The 17020-nt window shown below is 66.4% G+C and carries 16 protein-coding genes; 11 read left to right on the top strand and 5 right to left on the bottom strand.

What is annotated here, in order from left to right; genetic code table 11:
* From AB0N24_RS05295 to AB0N24_RS05285, 3 genes are all read right to left on the bottom strand, one after another.
* Nucleotides 1–615, bottom strand: a complete 615-nt coding sequence (locus tag AB0N24_RS05295) for an SRPBCC family protein (RefSeq protein WP_364121415.1) — start codon at nucleotides 613–615, stop codon at nucleotides 1–3.
* Between the two features lie 15 nt (nucleotides 616–630).
* Nucleotides 631–2472 (bottom strand): gamma-glutamyltransferase, encoded by a 1842-nt coding sequence (gene ggt / locus AB0N24_RS05290; RefSeq protein ID WP_364121413.1) that lies wholly within the window; start codon nucleotides 2470–2472, stop codon nucleotides 631–633.
* Between the two features lie 94 nt (nucleotides 2473–2566).
* Nucleotides 2567–3694, bottom strand: a complete 1128-nt coding sequence (locus AB0N24_RS05285) for an MsnO8 family LLM class oxidoreductase (protein ID WP_364121410.1) — start codon at nucleotides 3692–3694, stop codon at nucleotides 2567–2569.
* 73 nt (nucleotides 3695–3767) lie between these two features.
* Here AB0N24_RS05285 and AB0N24_RS05280 point away from each other — a divergent pair, with 73 nt between their 5' ends.
* Entirely contained in the window at nucleotides 3768–4106 is a 339-nt protein-coding gene (locus AB0N24_RS05280) for a hypothetical protein (RefSeq protein ID WP_364121408.1), read from the top strand.
* 22 nt (nucleotides 4107–4128) lie between these two features.
* Here the strand turns inward: AB0N24_RS05280 and AB0N24_RS05275 are convergent, their stop codons facing one another.
* Both AB0N24_RS05275 and AB0N24_RS05270 read right to left on the bottom strand, forming a co-directional pair.
* A complete protein-coding gene (locus AB0N24_RS05275) occupies nucleotides 4129–5403 on the bottom strand; it encodes an MFS transporter (RefSeq protein WP_364121638.1) in 1275 nt (424 codons plus the stop codon).
* A 117-nt stretch (nucleotides 5404–5520) separates the two neighbouring features.
* Nucleotides 5521–5985, bottom strand: coding sequence for a GatB/YqeY domain-containing protein (locus tag AB0N24_RS05270; protein WP_364121405.1), 465 nt, complete (start codon nucleotides 5983–5985; stop codon nucleotides 5521–5523).
* 184 nt (nucleotides 5986–6169) lie between these two features.
* Here AB0N24_RS05270 and AB0N24_RS05265 point away from each other — a divergent pair, with 184 nt between their 5' ends.
* The 10 genes from AB0N24_RS05265 to AB0N24_RS05220 all read left to right on the top strand — a co-directional run bounded on the left by AB0N24_RS05265 (nucleotide 6170) and on the right by AB0N24_RS05220 (nucleotide 16959).
* The gene (locus AB0N24_RS05265) at nucleotides 6170–7159 is read left to right on the top strand and encodes a LacI family DNA-binding transcriptional regulator (RefSeq protein ID WP_364121402.1); all 990 of its coding nucleotides are present in this window, start codon (nucleotides 6170–6172) and stop codon (nucleotides 7157–7159) included.
* Between the two features lie 2 nt (nucleotides 7160–7161).
* Nucleotides 7162–8142: a 2-hydroxyacid dehydrogenase gene (locus AB0N24_RS05260; RefSeq protein WP_364121399.1), complete on the top strand. Its 981-nt coding sequence runs from the start codon at nucleotides 7162–7164 to the stop codon at nucleotides 8140–8142.
* Nucleotides 8139–9356 carry a D-mannonate dehydratase ManD gene (gene manD, locus AB0N24_RS05255; RefSeq protein WP_364121396.1) on the top strand — a complete coding sequence of 406 codons (1218 nt, stop codon included), beginning with the start codon at nucleotides 8139–8141 and terminating at the stop codon, nucleotides 9354–9356. The genes AB0N24_RS05260 and manD overlap by 4 nt, the downstream gene beginning before the upstream one ends.
* Nucleotides 9357–9358: 2 nt before the next feature.
* On the top strand, nucleotides 9359–10882 hold the full coding sequence (locus AB0N24_RS05250) for a mannitol dehydrogenase family protein (protein ID WP_364121393.1): 1524 nt from the start codon (nucleotides 9359–9361) through the stop codon (nucleotides 10880–10882).
* Nucleotides 10879–11931, top strand: coding sequence for an alcohol dehydrogenase catalytic domain-containing protein (locus tag AB0N24_RS05245; protein WP_364121390.1), 1053 nt, complete (start codon nucleotides 10879–10881; stop codon nucleotides 11929–11931). Before AB0N24_RS05250 ends, AB0N24_RS05245 begins: the two co-directional genes overlap by 4 nt.
* Nucleotides 11932–11996: 65 nt before the next feature.
* The gene (locus AB0N24_RS05240) at nucleotides 11997–13394 is read left to right on the top strand and encodes an MFS transporter (RefSeq protein ID WP_364121387.1); all 1398 of its coding nucleotides are present in this window, start codon (nucleotides 11997–11999) and stop codon (nucleotides 13392–13394) included.
* 37 nt (nucleotides 13395–13431) lie between these two features.
* The gene (locus AB0N24_RS05235; protein WP_364121384.1) at nucleotides 13432–14118 is read left to right on the top strand and encodes a bifunctional 4-hydroxy-2-oxoglutarate aldolase/2-dehydro-3-deoxy-phosphogluconate aldolase; all 687 of its coding nucleotides are present in this window, start codon (nucleotides 13432–13434) and stop codon (nucleotides 14116–14118) included.
* Nucleotides 14115–15071 carry a sugar kinase gene (locus AB0N24_RS05230; protein WP_364121382.1) on the top strand — a complete coding sequence of 319 codons (957 nt, stop codon included), beginning with the start codon at nucleotides 14115–14117 and terminating at the stop codon, nucleotides 15069–15071. The genes AB0N24_RS05235 and AB0N24_RS05230 overlap by 4 nt, the downstream gene beginning before the upstream one ends.
* 37 nt (nucleotides 15072–15108) lie before the next feature.
* Complete coding sequence (locus tag AB0N24_RS05225; protein WP_364121379.1) at nucleotides 15109–15357, top strand: DUF4862 family protein; 249 nt, start codon at nucleotides 15109–15111, stop codon at nucleotides 15355–15357.
* Between the two features lie 384 nt (nucleotides 15358–15741).
* Complete coding sequence (locus AB0N24_RS05220) at nucleotides 15742–16959, top strand: GAF domain-containing sensor histidine kinase (RefSeq protein WP_364121376.1); 1218 nt, start codon at nucleotides 15742–15744, stop codon at nucleotides 16957–16959.
* Nucleotides 16960–17020: the final 61 nt, after the last annotated feature.

Here is a 17020-nt window from a genome sequence, read left to right as displayed (position 1 = left end):
TCAGTTAGGGCAAACCCTACTCCCGCAGCCACGATCCGGAACGCCGGCCGCGCCAGCTGCCGCTAGGTTTACGGTGCGGAGCTGCCGGAACGTGGGGCCCGGAGGCAGCGGGACGGACTGCGGGTCATCCCGGTGCCGCCGGCGACGGAGCTCAAGGGCGAGACTCTCCCCGCCGCGTGCCATCGCCCAGCGGTGGTTGGCTGCGAATGCCGGTTTCAGGAGCCAGCTCAAACGCCGCAATAGCGGTTTTGCGGCACTGACCCGCCAATCGTAGGTGATTACCGTTTCCGGCCCGTCCTGCTCGAACGTCCACCGGCCCGTTCCGTTCAGGTCCCCGGCCGCCGTAAGCGCGAACCCGCGGTTGGTGACGGGCTCGGTGACAGTCAGGGTCCAGCGGAGTGTGTAGGGCAGCCAGCCTTTCGTGTGCAGGTGCACCGGCCTGGGCACGCCGGGGGCCGGGCTGCCCTCCAGTGTCCCGCCCGCGGGTTCGACGGCAAGATACACCGACGGCCACCATCGGGGAAGCAACCTGGCATCGCCCAGGACGGCCGCAACGTCCTCCGGGGTGCCCGCCACCCGCCAGACGGTGAGGAATTCGTAGTCCGCGCTGCCCATGGCGGCCGTGTCAGCTCACCGCGACGGATTGACGACCATTGCCGAGCCGCCGCCGCGCCGTACGGGCTCGGCAGCCGCGACCGTACGCCCGTCCGGCAGGAATTCGATGGCGGTCGCCGCGCCGATCTCTGCTGCCGATGTGAACGCATCACCCGATGGAGTGAACGCGTGGCCGTACGGCGTGAGCTGGCTTCCGTAGGCCTCGATAAACCCAGGCTCCGCCGTGACATTGGCTGTGTTCCGTTGCGCCGCACGTGGCTCCGCGACCGCATCGGAGATGCTCATGCCCAGGTCCACGCGGTTCACGATGGTCTGCAGGACAGTGGTGATGATCGTCGATCCGCCGGGGGAACCGAGGGCGAGGTACGGGTCACCGTCCTTCAGGATGATGGTGGGTGACATCGAGGAGCGCGGACGCTTCCCCGGCTCGATCCGGTTGGGGTCGGTCGGGCTGTACACGGTGGAGAAGTCGGTGAGCTCGTTGTTGAGCAGGAATCCGCGTCCGGGGACGACGATGCCGGAGCCTCCGGTCTGCTCGATGGTGAGCGTGTACTCCACCACGTTTCCCCACCTGTCGGCGACCGTCAGGTTGGTGGTCGAGATGTTCTCGGTGTCCGTCTCATCGGCGGGCGCCGCAGCGGCGGCCGGGCACGCGCCGTCGTACGAGGAGATGTCCCCCGGTGCCACAGGCTTCGTAGCCGCCTCGGCCGGGTTGATCTGGCAGGCGCGCTCCTTGCCGAACAGCGGATCGGTGAGTTCGTCGGTGGGGACGTCGACAAACGCCGGGTCGCCCACGTACTTGGCGCGGTCCGCAAAGGCGAGTGCACTCGCTTCAAGGTAGTGGTGCAAGGCCGCGGGCCTGGACATCTCGGCAAGATTGGACGTGTCCAGGATGTTCAGCGCCTCGCCCACGGTGGTGCCGCCGCTGCTCGAGGGCGCCATGCCGTAGATGTCCAGGCCGCGGTACTCCACATGCGTGGGTGCCTGGTCCAGGGCGCGGTAGGCGGCGAGGTCCTTCGTCGTCATGTGGCCGGCCGGAACAGGCAGCGTCGTGGTGTCCGACTTCGGCGGAGCCTGGACTGCGGACACGATCTCGTCTGCCAGCGGGCCGCCGTAGAAGCCGTCCGTGCCCTCTTTTGCGAGGAGTTCGTACGTCGCGGCGAGGTCGGGGTTCTGGAAGACACTTCCGACGGCGGGTGCGTCGCCTTCCGGGAGGAAGAGGCTGCTGGTCGACGTAAACGCCTCAAAGCGGACCTTGTTGTCGAGGGTCTGCTGACGGAACGTTTCGTCGACCAGGAAGCCGCGGCTCGCGACGTCTATGGCAGGTTCCAGGGCCTCGTCAAGGTCCAAGGTCCCCCAGCGCTTGAGGGCTCGCTCCCACGTGGCCGGCGTGCCGGGAACGCCCACCGACACCCCGCTCGTGACGAGCTCGGGCGTGAAGTTGTAGGGCTTGCCGGTCGCGGGGTCGATGAAAGCGTCATTCGGCATGGCCTCCGGCGCGGTTTCGCGGGCGTCGATGGTGCCGACCCTGCCGTTCCTTGCGTTGTAGAAGACGAAGTAGCCGCCGCCGCCGATCCCGGCGCTGTACGGCTCGGTCACGCCCAGGGTTGCGGCAGCAGCGACGGCGGCGTCCGCCGCGTTACCGCCGTCGCGGAGGATCTCGATAGCCGCTGCGGATGCCTCCGGGTCCACGGTGCTCACCGCGCCGCCGTACCCGGTGGCGGTTGCGGTCTTCTTAATCTCGTGCGGAACGCTGTCCCCCGGATCGGCGAACGCCGGAGCAGCGACCGCGCCGCTCGTCACACTCATTGCCAGAGCCGCCGTGAGGGCGGCAATTCGACTTCTCACATTAGGCATGGTCGCTCCCGAGTCAGGGTGATGCGAGCTTGAGGGGTGATGGTCACGTTACTCCGCGACAGTGCCACCTTCAACACTTTCCCGCAGGGCCGGGTCAGCGGAGCAGAAGCCGTTCCGCGTCGCTTCCCCGGAAGGCCCTCTGGCCTTCCGCCGGGAAGATTCCGGCCAGGAGCCGGTCCGATTCCGACTGTCCTGCGACATTGAAGGAACCGCCGGTCACCATCAGCTCGTCGGCAGCGGACGCTGTGAACAGGCGCTCGAGCTGGGACCGGACTTCGGCCGGCGTACCGTAGACGGAGTTGGACAGGCTGCCTTCGACGGCTTCCAGCTCCCGCGCGGTAAGTCCGTTCCACTCCTCCGGATCCACCGGCGCCAGCGCGGCGAATTCGCCCGTTGACCTCGAACGGGCAAGCGCAACGGCTTCGGGCAACAGCAGCTCCCGTGCGAGCTGCCGGCTCGCTCCCACTGCCACGTTCGCGGAAATCATGACGAAGGGCCTGTCGAACCATCGCGACGGACGGAACCGGGCACGGTACCTTTCCAGCACCGGCAGTTGTCCGTCCTGGTCCGGACCAAACACGGCCGGGCCGCCCAGCACCACACCCAGGCCGGCCCGGGCCGCAATATCGGCTCCCGCACCATTGGCCAGCACGAACACCGGCGTTGCCGAGTCGTTCCGTGGCCGTGCCGTGATGGGCGCAGAGCCCGCGAGGTATTCCAGGAGTTGGCCCAGGTCCTTTTCGAACCGCTCCGCTTCAGGTTTCGCCGCGCGCAGCGCGCTCCGGACTGCCGGGGTGAACCCCACTGACCGGCCAAGGCCCAGGTCGACGCGCCCCGGATGAAGGGCCTCCAGGGTGGCCGCCTGCTCTGCCACCACGAGGGGTTGGTGGTTGGGGAGCATGATCCCGCCCGAACCGACCCGGATGGTGCTGGTCCGCGCGGCAATGGCGGCCATGAGCACTGCCGGAGCGGAGCCGGCAATGCCCGGCACCGCATGGTGTTCTGCCACCCAGAAGCGGTGGTAACCCAGTTCCTCAGCTCTTTGGGCGCGTTCCAGGACCAGGTTCAGGGATTCTGCGGCAGTGGACCCGTCCAGGGAGTTGGCACGGTCGAGAATGGAGATCCGGGGAAAGGGCATACTGCTGGAACCACACCGCCCCGGGAGGAATTCCCAGCGGCGGACGCCGCCTACCGTGAGCTCCTGCGACGACGGGTCCGTCATCGACGACGTGCTTAGACGGCCTGCCCAGAGGGATCTGCTTACAATCGAACCTCCAGCATCTAACAAGGGAACCATGAAGAAACTCACCACGGCCCTGCTCGCCGCCGGCCTCATCCTCTCCGCGTCCGCGTGCTCGGCACCGGCGAAACTGACTACCGAACAAACCTGCGAACGGATCAAGATCGTTGTGTCCAACCCAAGCGCCAGCGCCGGCAAGACCGGAATGACCCTCGTCGCCAACCGGCTTCGCCCGATCATCAGTGTCGCCTCGGATGAGCTGAAGCCCTCTGTGGAAGCGATCGTGGCATGGGCCGACGAGTCCGCGAAAGAGAGCCCCGACGAAGAGAAGCTGGGAACGCTGACAGCTGACTACCAGAAGGCCGGCAGCACGTTCGGACAGCTCTGCAGGTGAGTTGCCTCGGCAATTTAGGACGCTAAGGCGGCGGGGACTCCGCGTTCGTCGTGCCAGCGGCGCCGCTGGCCAGGTCGGCCGGGGGTCCCTGCCGGCGGCTTGCCAGCAGGAACGGCACGGCAATCAGCTGGATCACGCCGCCGATCGCCAGCGAGGCCGGGTAGCCGTAGACATCGGCGGCCCGGCCGAGCAGCGGCTGGACCACCACGCCGCCGCCTGATCCAACAAGCGAGTCGAAGCTGAGGACTGTTGCGCGCTGCTTCGAGGCGATCATGTCGTTCAGGTAGGCCTGACGGACCGGGACGCCCGCCGCGTCGACCAGCGCCCAGAGCGCCAACAGCGCCAGCGCCGCCCAGAACACCTGGGTGAACCCGAGCACCACCAGGATCATTGCGCTGACGCCGCCGCTCAGCATCAGCACAGTGGTGCGTTTGCGGACCAGGCGCCGGATGCGGGGGGCCACCCATCCGCCGAGCACTTCGGCTCCGGCGACGATGGCGGCAGCCAGGCCCGCCACGGAGTACGCACGCGGGTCGCCGAAGAGCTGGAGCAGGTACGGCTGCAGGGCGTAGAACACATAGATTCCGACGCCGGCGCTGAACGGCGCGGCCAGCATCACGTAGCGTACCGGCGGATTTTTCAAACCGCTCTCGATCGAGGCGGCGAGAACGGCACGGGTAGCCTGGAGTGGGTGGGTGGAGCGCTCCGGCGTGAACCCCACGTCGTGCATGAGCCAAAAGGCAACTACAAACATGGCCAGGAGCACCCCCACGCGCAACAGGAACGGCACGCCGAGGTCAGTGACCTGGGCGATCACGCCGCCGGCCACCGATCCGACGAGCATAGCGACGCCCGAGACCATCACACCGCGCCCGAGCACCGCCTCCAGGCCGCCTTCATAGCCCGAGAACCGCAGTGCGTCCACGAGCCAGGCCTCGACCGCGCCGGAGAAGAACGTGAATCCCAGTCCCAGCAAAACCGAAACTACCGCCCATGCCCAGAACGGGGCCGAAAGCTGCCAGAGCACGTAGTACAGGTAGGTCGACCCGGCCAGCGTCACCGTGCCCAGCAAGAATGAAACGCGGCGTCCCCAGCCGTCGGCAACCACGCCGGTGGGCACCTCGAACAGCACCATGCCGGCGGTGAAGAACGCGTTCGCGGCGAAGGCTTCAAGGTTGCTGAGCCCGGCGTCCAGGAGGAACAGGGTGTTGATCCCCCAGATGAACGAGGCCGCAACCGTATTGCCCAGCGTCAATGTGAGGTAGATCCGCTGAATCTTTCGGGCGTCGGCGTTCAGCACGTCGGCGTCCCCGCCACCGGCTAGAGGGGGAACCACGAGCCCATTCTCGCCCCGTTGGCCCGCGCACACCAGAGCAGGCTCGGTCAGCCGGGGTGCGAGGAGTTCAGCGGGTACTTAGGCGAGGCGGCTCCGGACGATCTCGCTGACGGTCTTCCCGTCGAATCGTCCGGCAACCTTGGCGGTGACCGGCTTCATGACGCCGCCCATCTGGCGGATGGACGGTTCCTGGCCGTCGGCCTTCAGCCCTGCAATGGCATCGTCGACGATGGCTTCGACCTCTTCACGGGTCAGGGCTTTGGGCAGGTAGGCCTCGATTACCTCGGCTTCGGCGATTTCGGCGGCAGCCCGGTCGGGTTCCCCGGCTTCGGTGTAGATCTTTGCGGTGTCGCGGCGTTTGGCTGCTTCCTTCTGGAGCAGCGCCGTTACCTGGGTGTCGTCCAGTTCGACAGGGGTTTTGCCGGACTTCTCACGCGTTTCGATCTCGCCCAGGACGTTGCGCACCGTGGTGAGCGCCACCTTATTCCTGTCTTTCATGTGGATAACAACGTCGCTGTGGAGGCGTTCCTTGAGGGTGGTCATGGTGTTCTCGTTTCGTTGGGCTTGCTTCCATTGTCCCCTGTTCCATTGGCCGCCGGCCCCGCGGTCATTCATCCGGCGCTGGGTCAATGGATGCGTGACGCACCTCATGGAAAACCATTGACAAACTTGTACAACTCTTTCCATACTTGAGGAGAAGAGTTTCAACGAGGCAACTGGAGGACTGATGTCGGCAAAACTCACGGACGTCGCAAAACTGGCAGGGGTATCCCTGGCAACGGCGTCCCGGGCGTTCGGGGATCCAGGACGGCTGGCAGCGGACACACGGCAAAAAGTCATGGCAGCAGCCACCGAGCTGGGCTACGACGTACCGGGCCTCACCGGCAGCAGGACCTTCGGCGTCATTGTGCCGGACATCTCCAACGCCGTCTTCGCGGCGCTCATCAAGGCCATCCAGAACCAGGCCTGGCATGGCCGCCACCGCATGGTGCTGGCCGACACAGCCGAATCCTCCTCACGCGAACGCGAGCACTTGGAGTCCTTGGCCGCCGGCGTAGATGGCATCATCCTCTGCTCCCCCCGCCTGCCCTCGGACCAGATCCACCAGCTTGTGGGCAACGCACCGCTCGTGGTCATCAACGGCGAAGCCGATCACGCAGCCCGTGTGCTGATGGACGCCGGAGAAGGCCTCCGCCAGGCGGTGGAACACCTCCACGCCCTTGGCCACCGCAAACTTGCCTATATTCCGGGACCGGCGTCATCCTGGGCCAACGGCCAGCGGCTCGCAGCCATCACCCGCTTCTGCGCCGAGCGGGGCTTTGAACTGGTCACTGTGGGAAACCAGAATGCAACGGTCGACGGCGGGCTCGCGGCTGCGGCCTCTGTGGTCGCCAGCGGCGCCACCGCCGTCATTGCCTACAACGACCTCGTGGCCATCGGCATGCTCGCAGGGGCTCGCTCGCTCGGTTATCACTGCCCCGAGGCCATCAGCGTGGTGGGCATCGATGACTTGGATATCGCGGCAGCCGCCGAACCCGGGCTCACATCGATCCGGGTTCCCATCGAGCGAAGCGGCTCCTTGGGACTCGAGCTCCTCCTCGAGCAGGTGGCCGGGAAGCCGACTGCCACCGAGGCGGTCCACCTCAGCTCACAGCTCATCGTGCGCGGCTCCACGTTCGCTGCACGCACCGCAGATCACGCAATCCAGGGAAAGTAATCATGAGAATAGTCATCGCCGACCCCAATCTGATGTCCCAACGAACCACCTTCGAGGCCGCATTACCCGACGGGGCAACCGCATCCTGGCACGACAGCTGGAACGAACACTCCGTTCTCACGGACCTCAAAGACGCCGACGTCTACGTGGGACCGAGGTTCACTGAAGCCATGGGCGCGGAAGCGCCGAACGTCCGTCTGGTCCATGTGGCGGGTGCGGGCTATGACGGCATTGAGGCCGGCGCACTGCCGGCCGGGGCAGTCTGCGCCAACACGTTCCATCACGAAAGCTCCATTGCCGAACACATCGCCTCGGTGCTCGTAGCCCTGCGACGGAACCTGGTCGGACAGGACGCCGCCCTGCGCACGGGAGTATGGTCTTCTTCCGTCTACTCTGCGGAGATCCGTCAGCCGGAAACGCTGCGCGGAGCCGTGGTGACATTCCTTGGCTTCGGCCATATCGGCAGCGCCGCCTGGAACCTGCTGCAGGCATTCGGGGCCGAGGGCATCGCCATCACCCGCAGCGGAACGGTGGATCCGCTGGCGAATTCGCTCCGCTGGACCGGCTCAACCGACCGGCTGGCCGAGGCGCTCAGCGAATCAGACATCCTGGTCATCAGCATCCCGTTGGCAGACGAGACCACCGGCTTGGTAGGTGCCACCCAGCTCGATGACCTTGGTCCTGACGGGCTGCTGGTCAACGTGGCCCGCGGTCCGATAGTCGACGAAACTGCGCTCTACGAGGCACTCAAGGAGCGCAGGATCGCCGGTGCTGCCATCGACACCTGGTACCGGTACCCGGGCCCCGACGGCCGGGGCGAGCCATCCACCATGCCTTTCGGCCGTCTGGACAACATCATCATGACCCCGCACTCCTCCGGCGTCACGGCCGAAACCTTCCGTGGCCGCGCCCGGGAGATCGCCGAAAACATCACCCGCCTGGCCAAGAACGAACCACTCACGAATGTTGTGATCTCCCGATGACCCGAAAAATCGTCGACGTCGACGTCCTGGTGACCAGCCCCAGCCGAAACTTTGTCACCCTCAAAATCAGCACCGACGACGGCATCGTCGGATGGGGCGACGCCACCCTGAACGGCCGCGAATTGTCCGTGGCCAGCTACCTGCGCGACCACCTGGCCCCCGCGCTGCTGGGCAGGGACGCCGACCGGATCGAAGACACCTGGCAGTACTTCTATCGCGGCGCCTACTGGCGCCGCGGACCGGTGACCATGGCTGCGATTGGGGCCATCGACCTTGCCCTGTGGGACATCAAGGGCAAAGCCCTCGGCGTCCCCGTTTACCAGCTACTGGGCGGTGCCGCCCGCGACAAAATCCTCACGTACACCCACGCCACGGGCTGGGACCTCCCCGAGCTGCTGGACTCCGTCGACCAGCGCCGCGAACAGGGCTTCCGGGCCGTCCGCGCGCAGTCCGGCGTTCCCGGCCTGGACAAGGTTTACGGCGTCACGAAGGGCGCCGCCGGCTACGAACCCGCCGGCCGCGGCGCCGGACCGGTTGAAGAGGACTGGGACACCTCCGCCTACCTGCGCCACGCCCCAAAGATTCTTTCGGCCGTCCGGGAGCACGTCGGACCGGAACTGAAGCTGCTCCACGACGTCCACCACCGGCTCAACCCCACCGAAGCCGCGCGCCTGGCACGCTCCCTCGAGGACGTGGACCTGTTCTGGCTCGAAGATGTGACGCCGGCCGAAAACCAGCGGCTGCTCCGCACCCTGCGCCAGCAGACCACCATCCCGCTGGCCATCGGCGAAGTCTTCAACACCATCTGGGACTGCGAACAGCTCATCACGGAACGGCTCATCGACTTCATCCGGACCGCCGTCGTCCACGCCGGAGGCATCTCCCACGTCCGCAAGATCCTGGCACTGGCCGAGGTCTACCAGATCAAAGGAGCCCCGCACGGACCCTCGGATGTCTCGCCCATCAACCTGTCCGCCTCGCTGCACCTTGGGCTGGCCACCAGCAACTTCGCCATCCAGGAATACATGGGCTACGACCCCCTGGTTTCCGAGGTGTTCCGGTCCAGCTTCCGCTTCGAGGACGGGTACCTCCACCCCGGCGACGAACCCGGCCTCGGCGTGCAGGTGGATGAGGCAGCGGCGGTCAAGTTCCCGTACAAGCAGGCCTACCTGCCCATTGCCCGTGAGCTCGACGGCTCCATGAAGGACTGGTGACCATGACCCGCCCCCAGCCTGCACCGCTGACGGCATCCACGCCCGGAATCGTCCGGCGTGACGCAGTCCCGGCCCCCGGCATCGTCCATCTCGGATTGGGAAACTTCCACCGCGCCCACCAGGCCGTCTACACTGACGCCGCTATCAGCGCCCACGGCGGCGACTGGGGCATCATCGGAGTATCCAGCCGCTCCAGCGCCGTCACCGACGCCATGCATGCCCAGGACATGACCTACACGGTGGTGGAGATATCGCCCGAAGGATCGACCTTCTCCACGCCGCGCGTGCATTCGGACGCCTTTGTCGCTGCTGAAAATCCCGAACGCGTCGTCGCAGAAATCGGCGCGGCCACAACCCGGATCGTGTCGCTCACCGTCACCGAAAACGGCTATACGTACAGCCCCGCAACGGGTTCGCTGAACGTGGCGGACACCGATGTGCAGCATGACCTGACGCAGGCTACGGACCCCCTCACGCCCATCGGACAGATCGTCCGCGGCCTCCAGCTGCGATCCCGGACGCATGGCGAACCCGTCACCATCCTCAGCTGCGACAACCTCTCGGACAACGGCCACCACACACGGCGCCTCGTCCGCGAGTTCGCCTCACTGCTGCCGGCCGCCGAAGCCGCAGACATACTGCAATGGATGGACGCCAATGTGACGTTTCCGTCCTCCATGGTGGACCGGATCGTGCCCGCCACGACCGACCACTACCGCAGGCTCGTTGCCGAGCATCTCGGATACACAGACCGGATCCCCGTCCCCGCGGAGCCGTTCACGATGTGGATCCTGGAGGACAACTTCATTGCGGGCCGCCCGGCATGGGAAGCCGGCGGCGCCATCTTCACGGACGACGTCGCGGGCTACGAGCAGCTCAAGGTCAGGCTCCTGAACGGCACTCATTCGCTGATCGCCTACCTCGGTGCGTTGTCCGGTGCTGCCACGATTCCCGATTCCACGGCTTTGGACTACGTCGAAAACGCCGCCCGGGCCATCCTGCGGCACGAATACCTGCCCAGCGTCCAGGTGCCGGCCGACGTCGACGTGGACGCCTACGAAGCCCAGCTCTTCTCGCGGTGGCGGAACTCGGCGCTGGGACACCGGACCAGCCAGGTGGGCTCGGACGGATCCGTCAAGCTCCGCCAGCGGATCCCCCTCCCCGCGCTGCAGATGCTCGACGCCGGCGTCATGCCCCACTACCTCGCCCTCACCACCGCCGCGTACCTGTCGTGCATCGCACCGCTGGACGGATTCGACCCCGGCGTTCACGCCCATGAGATGCAGGACCCCGCCAGGGAACCACTGCAACGTCTTGCTGCCGGATCCGCCTCCGGCCGGGAACTCGCCGAAAAAGTCATCGGCCAGCTACATCTCCTGGGTGACGAGCTCGCCACCCGCGACGACTTCATCCACCGCACCGGTGAACTGATCGACATCATCCACCAGCACGGACCCCAGGCCGCCGCCAGCGCCGCGGCCGGGTCAGCCGCCCTACTTCCCGCACAGAGCCGGAGCATCACATGACCACGCAAGCCGTACGCCGCCCGGACCAGCCGGCGCTGCCGCGCACCACTGAAGCCGCCGTCCTGTACGGCGCCAAAGACCTCCGCATCGAGCAGAAACCGTTGAAGGCACTGGGTCCGAGGGACGTCCTGGTGGAAATGCGCTCCGGCGGTATCTGCGGCTCGGACATGCATTACTTCGCGGACGGCCGCAACGGAACCAACGTCCTCCGCCAGCCCACCGTCCTTGGGCACGAGGGTGCAGGGGTGGTCATGGCCGCCGGCGGGACTGCCGCCGTCGCCGCCGGCACCGCCGTCGTCATTGAACCTGCGCTCCCCTGCGGCACTTGCCCCACATGCGTTTCCGGCCGGTACAACCTATGCCCGTCCGGCACGTGCTTCGGCTCGCCGCCCACGGACGGCCTGTTCGCCCGCCACGTGGTGGTGCCGGCAGCTGCGCTCCATGCACTCCCGGAGTCCATCCCGGCGGAGATCGGCGCAGCGATCGAACCGCTCGCCGTCGCCGTCTGGGCCGTTGAACGGGCCCAGGTGCAGCCCGGACACCGTGTCCTCATCACCGGCGCGGGGCCCATCGGCCTGCTCGTGGCACAGGTTGCCGCCGTACGGGGGGCAGCCGAGATCATCGTTACCGACGTCAACGACGACCGCCTGGCCGTCGCCGCGCGGTTCGGAGCCACCCACACCATCAATACGGCGGCAACGGCGCTCGACCTGACCGCAATGGACCGGCTGATCGAATGCTCCGGAAACAGCAGGGCACTCATTGATGGCATTCAGACCCTGGCACCGGCAGCCAGGGCGACGGTAGTGGGCCAGGCACGGCCCACCGTGGACGGCATCCCGCTCGGATTCCTCCAGCGCTACGAAATCGACCTTGTCACGGCCTTCCGCTATGCGCACGCGTTCCCGACTGCGATCGACCTCGCCTCATCCGGGAAGGTGGACCTGCGGTCCATCATCACCACCGCCTACCCCCTCGCCGATGCCGCGACCGCCCTCACGGCCCCGGTCACCGACCCCACCAACCTCAAGGTCCTCATCAGCTACTGATTCGTTCCCGCACCGGCGGAGCTTTAGACCGTCCGTGCAGGACATCCATTCAAAGGAGTATGGAAATGACCACCGAACATCCCCAAGCCACGGCGGTAGACCAGAAGAAGGTCCGGAAAGCGGCGCTGGCCGGCCTCATCGGCACCACGCTTGAACTCTACGACTTCGTCATCTACGGCACTGCCTCCGCGCTGGTCTTCAGCCACCTGTTTTTCCCGAACATTTCACCCGCGGCCGCCCTGCTGGCCAGCTTCAGCACCTTCGCCGTCGGGTTCCTGTTCCGTCCGCTCGGCGGCATCTTCTTCTCCCACTTCGGTGACCGGCTCGGCCGCAAGTGGATCCTTGTCAGCACCCTGCTGCTGATGGGCGGCGCCACCCTCGTCATCGGCCTTCTGCCGACCTTCGAACAGGTGGGCGTCCTCGCCCCGCTCCTGCTCTGTGTCTGCCGCGCAGCCCAGGGCTTCGGCGCCGGCGCCGAGCAGTCCGGCGGTGCCACCCTGCTGACGGAATCGGCTGCGCCCGGAACCCGCGGCAAGCTCGCCTCCCTGATCATGGTGGGTGCCGCCGCCGGAACCGCGCTCGGCGCCCTGGTCTGGATCGGCGCCCAGGCCCTGGCTCCCAACGACATGATGACCTGGGGCTGGAGGCTCGTCTTCCTGTCCAGCATCTTCGTGACCATCGCCGCACTGGTCATCCGCCGCAAGCTGGATGAATCCCCGGTGTTCGAAGAAATTAAGCAGGCACGCACCGAACCGCCCGCCCCGCTCCGAGAAGTCGCTAAATTCGGCAAGGCCAACGTCCTGCGCGTCATCCTGATGAACTTCGGCGTCAGCACCCAGTCCTACACCATCCAGGTGTTCATGGCCTCGTACCTGATCACTGTTGTCGGCACGGACCCCAAGTTCATCCCTCAGGTGCTCCTGATCGGAGCTCTCTGCGGAGGTGCTGCCGCCGTCGGCTTCGGGATGCTCTCGGACAAGATCGGACGACGCCGGGTGGTTTCCATCATCACCGGCGCACTGGTTCTCTTCCCGGCCCCGGCCTTTATGCTCCTCACCACCGGTTCACCCATTGCCATCATGCTCGTGATCATTGTGGGATTCATGCTCGCCTGCCAGGGAGTCGTCGGCGTGCACATGAGCTACTTCCCGGAGATTTTCGGCAGCCGCTACCGCTACGCCGGAGTCACGCTGGGCCGTGAATTCTCCTCCATCATCGGCGGCGGCATCGCACCGATGGTCTGCGCCGGACTCCTGGCAGTCTTCAGCAACTCGTGGGTCCCGGTGGCCATCTACATGTCCCTCGTCATGCTCGTCAGCTTCATAGCAACCCGACTCTCGCCCGAAACCCTCAACCGCGACCTCACGGATCCGGAGGATGCCCGCCGGCACGGCAACGGACCGGCGCCCGCCGACGCCGAGTTAGCCGACGCAGGGCTGGCCGACGCCCGCCACGCCAACTAAAGCCCTCCGGCCCAACCACCTCCGAAGAAGGAACCCCATGCTGCGCCTCGAACACCAGGGGGCCGTCTCCCGCCCGGCCCCGTCCTCCATCATCCGCGACACGAGAGTGGTAGCTGTCCTCCGGGCCGCGCACGCCAGGGAGTATGCCCCTGTCATCGAAGCCCTGCAGCAGGGCGGTGTGCTCAGCATCGAACTGACAATGAGCACACCGGGCGTATTCGACGAACTCCCCCGCCTCCAGGAACACTTTGGCGACACCCTCGAAATCGGCGTCGGGACCGTGACGGCGGCGGACGAAGCAGAAACGGCACTGGACCTCGGCGCTGCGTACATCGTCACACCGGTGACGGACCCCGGCATCATCGTGGCATGCATCCGGCGCGGTGTGGCCGTCTACCCCGGCGGCCTCACCCCCATGGAACTGCATGCCGGCTGGAAACTCGGCGCAACCGCGGTGAAGATTTTCCCGGCATCCGTGGTCGGCTCCGGTTACGTTGGCCAGCTGCGCGGCCCGTTCCCGGACATTCAGGTCATCCCCTCCGGCGGGGTGGACATCGAGGATGTACCGGACTGGGTCAGGGCAGGAGCCCTTGCCGTCAGCCTCGGCGGGCCGCTCCTTGGCGACGCCTTCAAGGGTGGGGACCTCCGGGAGCTCACGGCAAGGGCACGGCGTGTTCGTGAGCTGGTCGGCAAGGCCACAGACCAGATGGGCGCGAAGCAGTGAGCGCCTCCCCTGCGCCGTACGTCCTGACATTCGGCGAGACCATGGCCCTGATGCGTGCCGATCAGGTCGGCCCTCTGGCCCACGCCTCCACCATGAGCCTGGGGATTGGCGGCTCCGAGTCCAACGTCGCCATCGGACTGCAACGTCTCGGCGTACAAGCGGTCTGGTGCGGACGCGTGGGGGCCGACTCCCTGGGCCAGCTTGTTGAGCGCGAAATCAGGGCAGAGGGCGTGGACGTCCGCATCGCGGTCGACCTCACAGCCCCGACAGGACTGATGATCAAGGAACGCCGGACGCCGGGCACCCAGCGGGTCAGCTACTACCGTGCCGGCAGCGCCGGCTCCAGGATCGCTCCAGGGGACGTCGACGAACTGCTCATCTCCCAAGCCGCGCTGCTGCACATCAGCGGAATCACTCCGGCGCTGTCCAGGCAGGCCGGGTCAACCATCAGCTATGCCATCGCTGCGGCCAGGGCAGCCGGTGTGCCGGTCTCCTTCGACCTCAATTTCCGGGCCAGTCTCTGGTCGCGGGAAGGCGCCGCAGGCGTCTACCGGGATCTCATCCCGCTCGCGGACATTGTGTTCGCGGGCGACGACGAAGCCGCGATCGCAGTCGGGACCGGCGAGCCCGAGGACCTAGCGCGCCGAATAGCTGACCTGGGCCCAAGCCAGGCTGTCATCAAGCTCGGCGCGGACGGCGCCCTCGCCCTGATCGACCGTCAGGTCTTCCGCCAGGAAGCAGTCAGTGTCGAGGCTGTGGACACCGTCGGTGCCGGCGACGCGTTCGTCGCCGGTTACCTTGCCGAATACGTCAACGGCCGCCGCCCCGAAGAAAGGCTGCGGACAGCCGCGGCCACCGGAGCGTTCGCCTGCCTCGTACCAGGTGACTGGGAAGGCTTCCCCCGCCGCCACGAACTGACCCTGCTGGACACCAAGGAACCGGTCAGACGCTGACCCCCGGGTTTCCGGACTGACTGCTCCCGGCGACGACGTGGAGTGTCTTTCGCTATCTGCACAAACAGAGGCTGCCTGCCGTTGGCCGCGAGCCACACCCGAAATACAGTTCACCGGTGCGCTCCACAAAAACGATGAACCGTGGTTCCTGCAGCAGCTTCCCGCCACTGCCGAATATATCGTGACTACGATTCCCGGAACGGCGGCCCGGCTCCAGGCCGACCGCTCCGTGAGGCTGGGCGGACGTACACGTGCCGCCTGCTCCGCCCCACACCGGCGGGAGTGAACCCCGCGCCTACGCCTTATCCGGGGTCCTCGAACCCGACTCGCTGATCGCCGCTGACAGCATCAGGGAGTGTCTGGCGGCCGCCGGGACGGATCATCGAACGGGCGTCCGCGGCATCAAAGTCGCTGCCCGGCCGCACGCCACCGTGGACGACGGGTGGGCGTCATCGCCCAGACGCTGGCCATCGCCCTCCAGTGCGCGTGAACATGCCATCCAGCCATTAGGACAGGGACCCGACTTACGCGTGGACACCGGCCAAAATCGCGGATCTGGTCTCATAGCCTGCGAGAATCTGCAATGCTGGAGCCATGGGGACTGCAGCATGAAACGCCTGGCCACGGCCGGCGTGGCCGACTTCGGTTCCTGGCGCCCGGGCTCACAGCCATGACGGTGAACGAAATAGTACGGGACGCAGTACTTGCAGGTGCCGGGCTTCCAATCCCTTCGGGGCCGGACGCGCGAATTGTGGTCCCGATTCCATCGGAAAGGTTGCAAAACCTGGTGGAGCTGGCCCGGACCGTCTGCGGGCAGCCCGTGACGGCGATCAACATCATCACCGAGGATCTTCAGTATCAGGTCGCGACAGCAGGCATTGACCCGCACATGTGTGCCCGCGAAGACTCGATGTGCGCAGTCGGATTTCTCAGCGGGGCACCGACCGTTCTCGAAGACGCCTCCCTTGACCCGCGCTACAGCGGCAACCCCTACGTTGACGGCCGGCGTGGCCGGGTCAGGTTCTACGCGTCCATACCCCTCATAACGGATGACGGGTTTGTCCTGGGCACGTTGTGCGCCGGTTCCCGCGAGACCGGCCGGATCAGTGACGAACAACTCCGAGGCCTCGAAATTCTTGCAGCTCAAGTGGTTGACGTCCTGCACCTGGAACACCGGGCCCGGCAGCTCGCCGGCGCGCTGGCCGAGGCCGAACGCAGCAATGGTCTACTCGCGGAGTTCGCCGGCCGGATCAGCCACGACCTGCGCAACCCCCTGACGACCATCCTTGGATACGTGGAACTGGCCGAGATGGACGCCGAAGCCGGCGACGACGGACATTCGTCCGACTACCTGGACATTGTCGGCAACACCGGACGCAGAATGCTCTCCATGGTCGAGGACGTCCTCGCGTTCGCAACCATCGGCGGCGATCTGCACCCGGCACACCTTTCACTTCCCGAACTTGTCCAGGACGTCGTGGAAGACCTGGCCGCCATTCTGCAGGAGTCCGGAGCGTCTATCGACTGCGGGGAACTGACATTCACTGCGGATGCCGGCCAGACGCGGGTGCTGCTGCAGAACCTGATCCACAACGCCGTCGCCTATCGCCGACCGCGAGTCCCGCCGGTGATTCACATCACCGGGCACCGCGGCGAGGAGGGTGCCGTCCTGCGGGTGATCGACAACGGAAAAGGCATCGGCCCGGCCGACCGTGAACGCGTTCTGGATCCGTTGGTGCGCCTGCACCGCGAGGGCGACCCGCCCGGATCCGGGTTGGGCCTTGCGACCTGCGCCCGAATAGCCGCCGCGGCCGGCGGAAGACTCGAGATAGGTCCGATCCCCGACGTCGGGACCATCGTGACCGTCCACCTCGGGCCCCACAGCTAACACCCCCTGCATTACGCCGTCCAGCGAGACGTGGGCGTCGTCGTCAACCTCATGTCGTGGT

Origin of the sequence: Arthrobacter sp. NPDC093128 (genome assembly GCF_040683875.1) — a bacterium.
GTDB lineage: Bacteria > Actinomycetota > Actinomycetes > Actinomycetales > Micrococcaceae > Arthrobacter.
Note: the sequence above shows the minus strand (reverse complement) of the source record. Positions and strands in the feature narration are given on the sequence as shown.

Excerpts from the sequence above, each read along its gene's own strand:
- AB0N24_RS05295 (WP_364121415.1), bottom strand. The coding sequence starts at position 615 with ATGGGCAGCGCGGACTACGAATTCCTCACCGTCTGGCGGGTGGCGGGC.
- ggt (WP_364121413.1), bottom strand. The coding sequence starts at position 2,472 with ATGCCTAATGTGAGAAGTCGAATTGCCGCCCTCACGGCGGCTCTGGCA.
- AB0N24_RS05285 (WP_364121410.1), bottom strand. The coding sequence starts at position 3,694 with ATGACGGACCCGTCGTCGCAGGAGCTCACGGTAGGCGGCGTCCGCCGC.
- AB0N24_RS05280 (WP_364121408.1), top strand. The coding sequence starts at position 3,768 with ATGAAGAAACTCACCACGGCCCTGCTCGCCGCCGGCCTCATCCTCTCC.
- AB0N24_RS05270 (WP_364121405.1), bottom strand. The coding sequence starts at position 5,985 with ATGACCACCCTCAAGGAACGCCTCCACAGCGACGTTGTTATCCACATG.
- AB0N24_RS05265 (WP_364121402.1), top strand. The coding sequence starts at position 6,170 with ATGTCGGCAAAACTCACGGACGTCGCAAAACTGGCAGGGGTATCCCTG.
- AB0N24_RS05260 (WP_364121399.1), top strand. The coding sequence starts at position 7,162 with ATGAGAATAGTCATCGCCGACCCCAATCTGATGTCCCAACGAACCACC.
- manD (WP_364121396.1), top strand. The coding sequence starts at position 8,139 with ATGACCCGAAAAATCGTCGACGTCGACGTCCTGGTGACCAGCCCCAGC.
- AB0N24_RS05250 (WP_364121393.1), top strand. The coding sequence starts at position 9,359 with ATGACCCGCCCCCAGCCTGCACCGCTGACGGCATCCACGCCCGGAATC.
- AB0N24_RS05245 (WP_364121390.1), top strand. The coding sequence starts at position 10,879 with ATGACCACGCAAGCCGTACGCCGCCCGGACCAGCCGGCGCTGCCGCGC.
- AB0N24_RS05240 (WP_364121387.1), top strand. The coding sequence starts at position 11,997 with ATGACCACCGAACATCCCCAAGCCACGGCGGTAGACCAGAAGAAGGTC.
- AB0N24_RS05235 (WP_364121384.1), top strand. The coding sequence starts at position 13,432 with ATGCTGCGCCTCGAACACCAGGGGGCCGTCTCCCGCCCGGCCCCGTCC.
- AB0N24_RS05220 (WP_364121376.1), top strand. The coding sequence starts at position 15,742 with ATGACGGTGAACGAAATAGTACGGGACGCAGTACTTGCAGGTGCCGGG.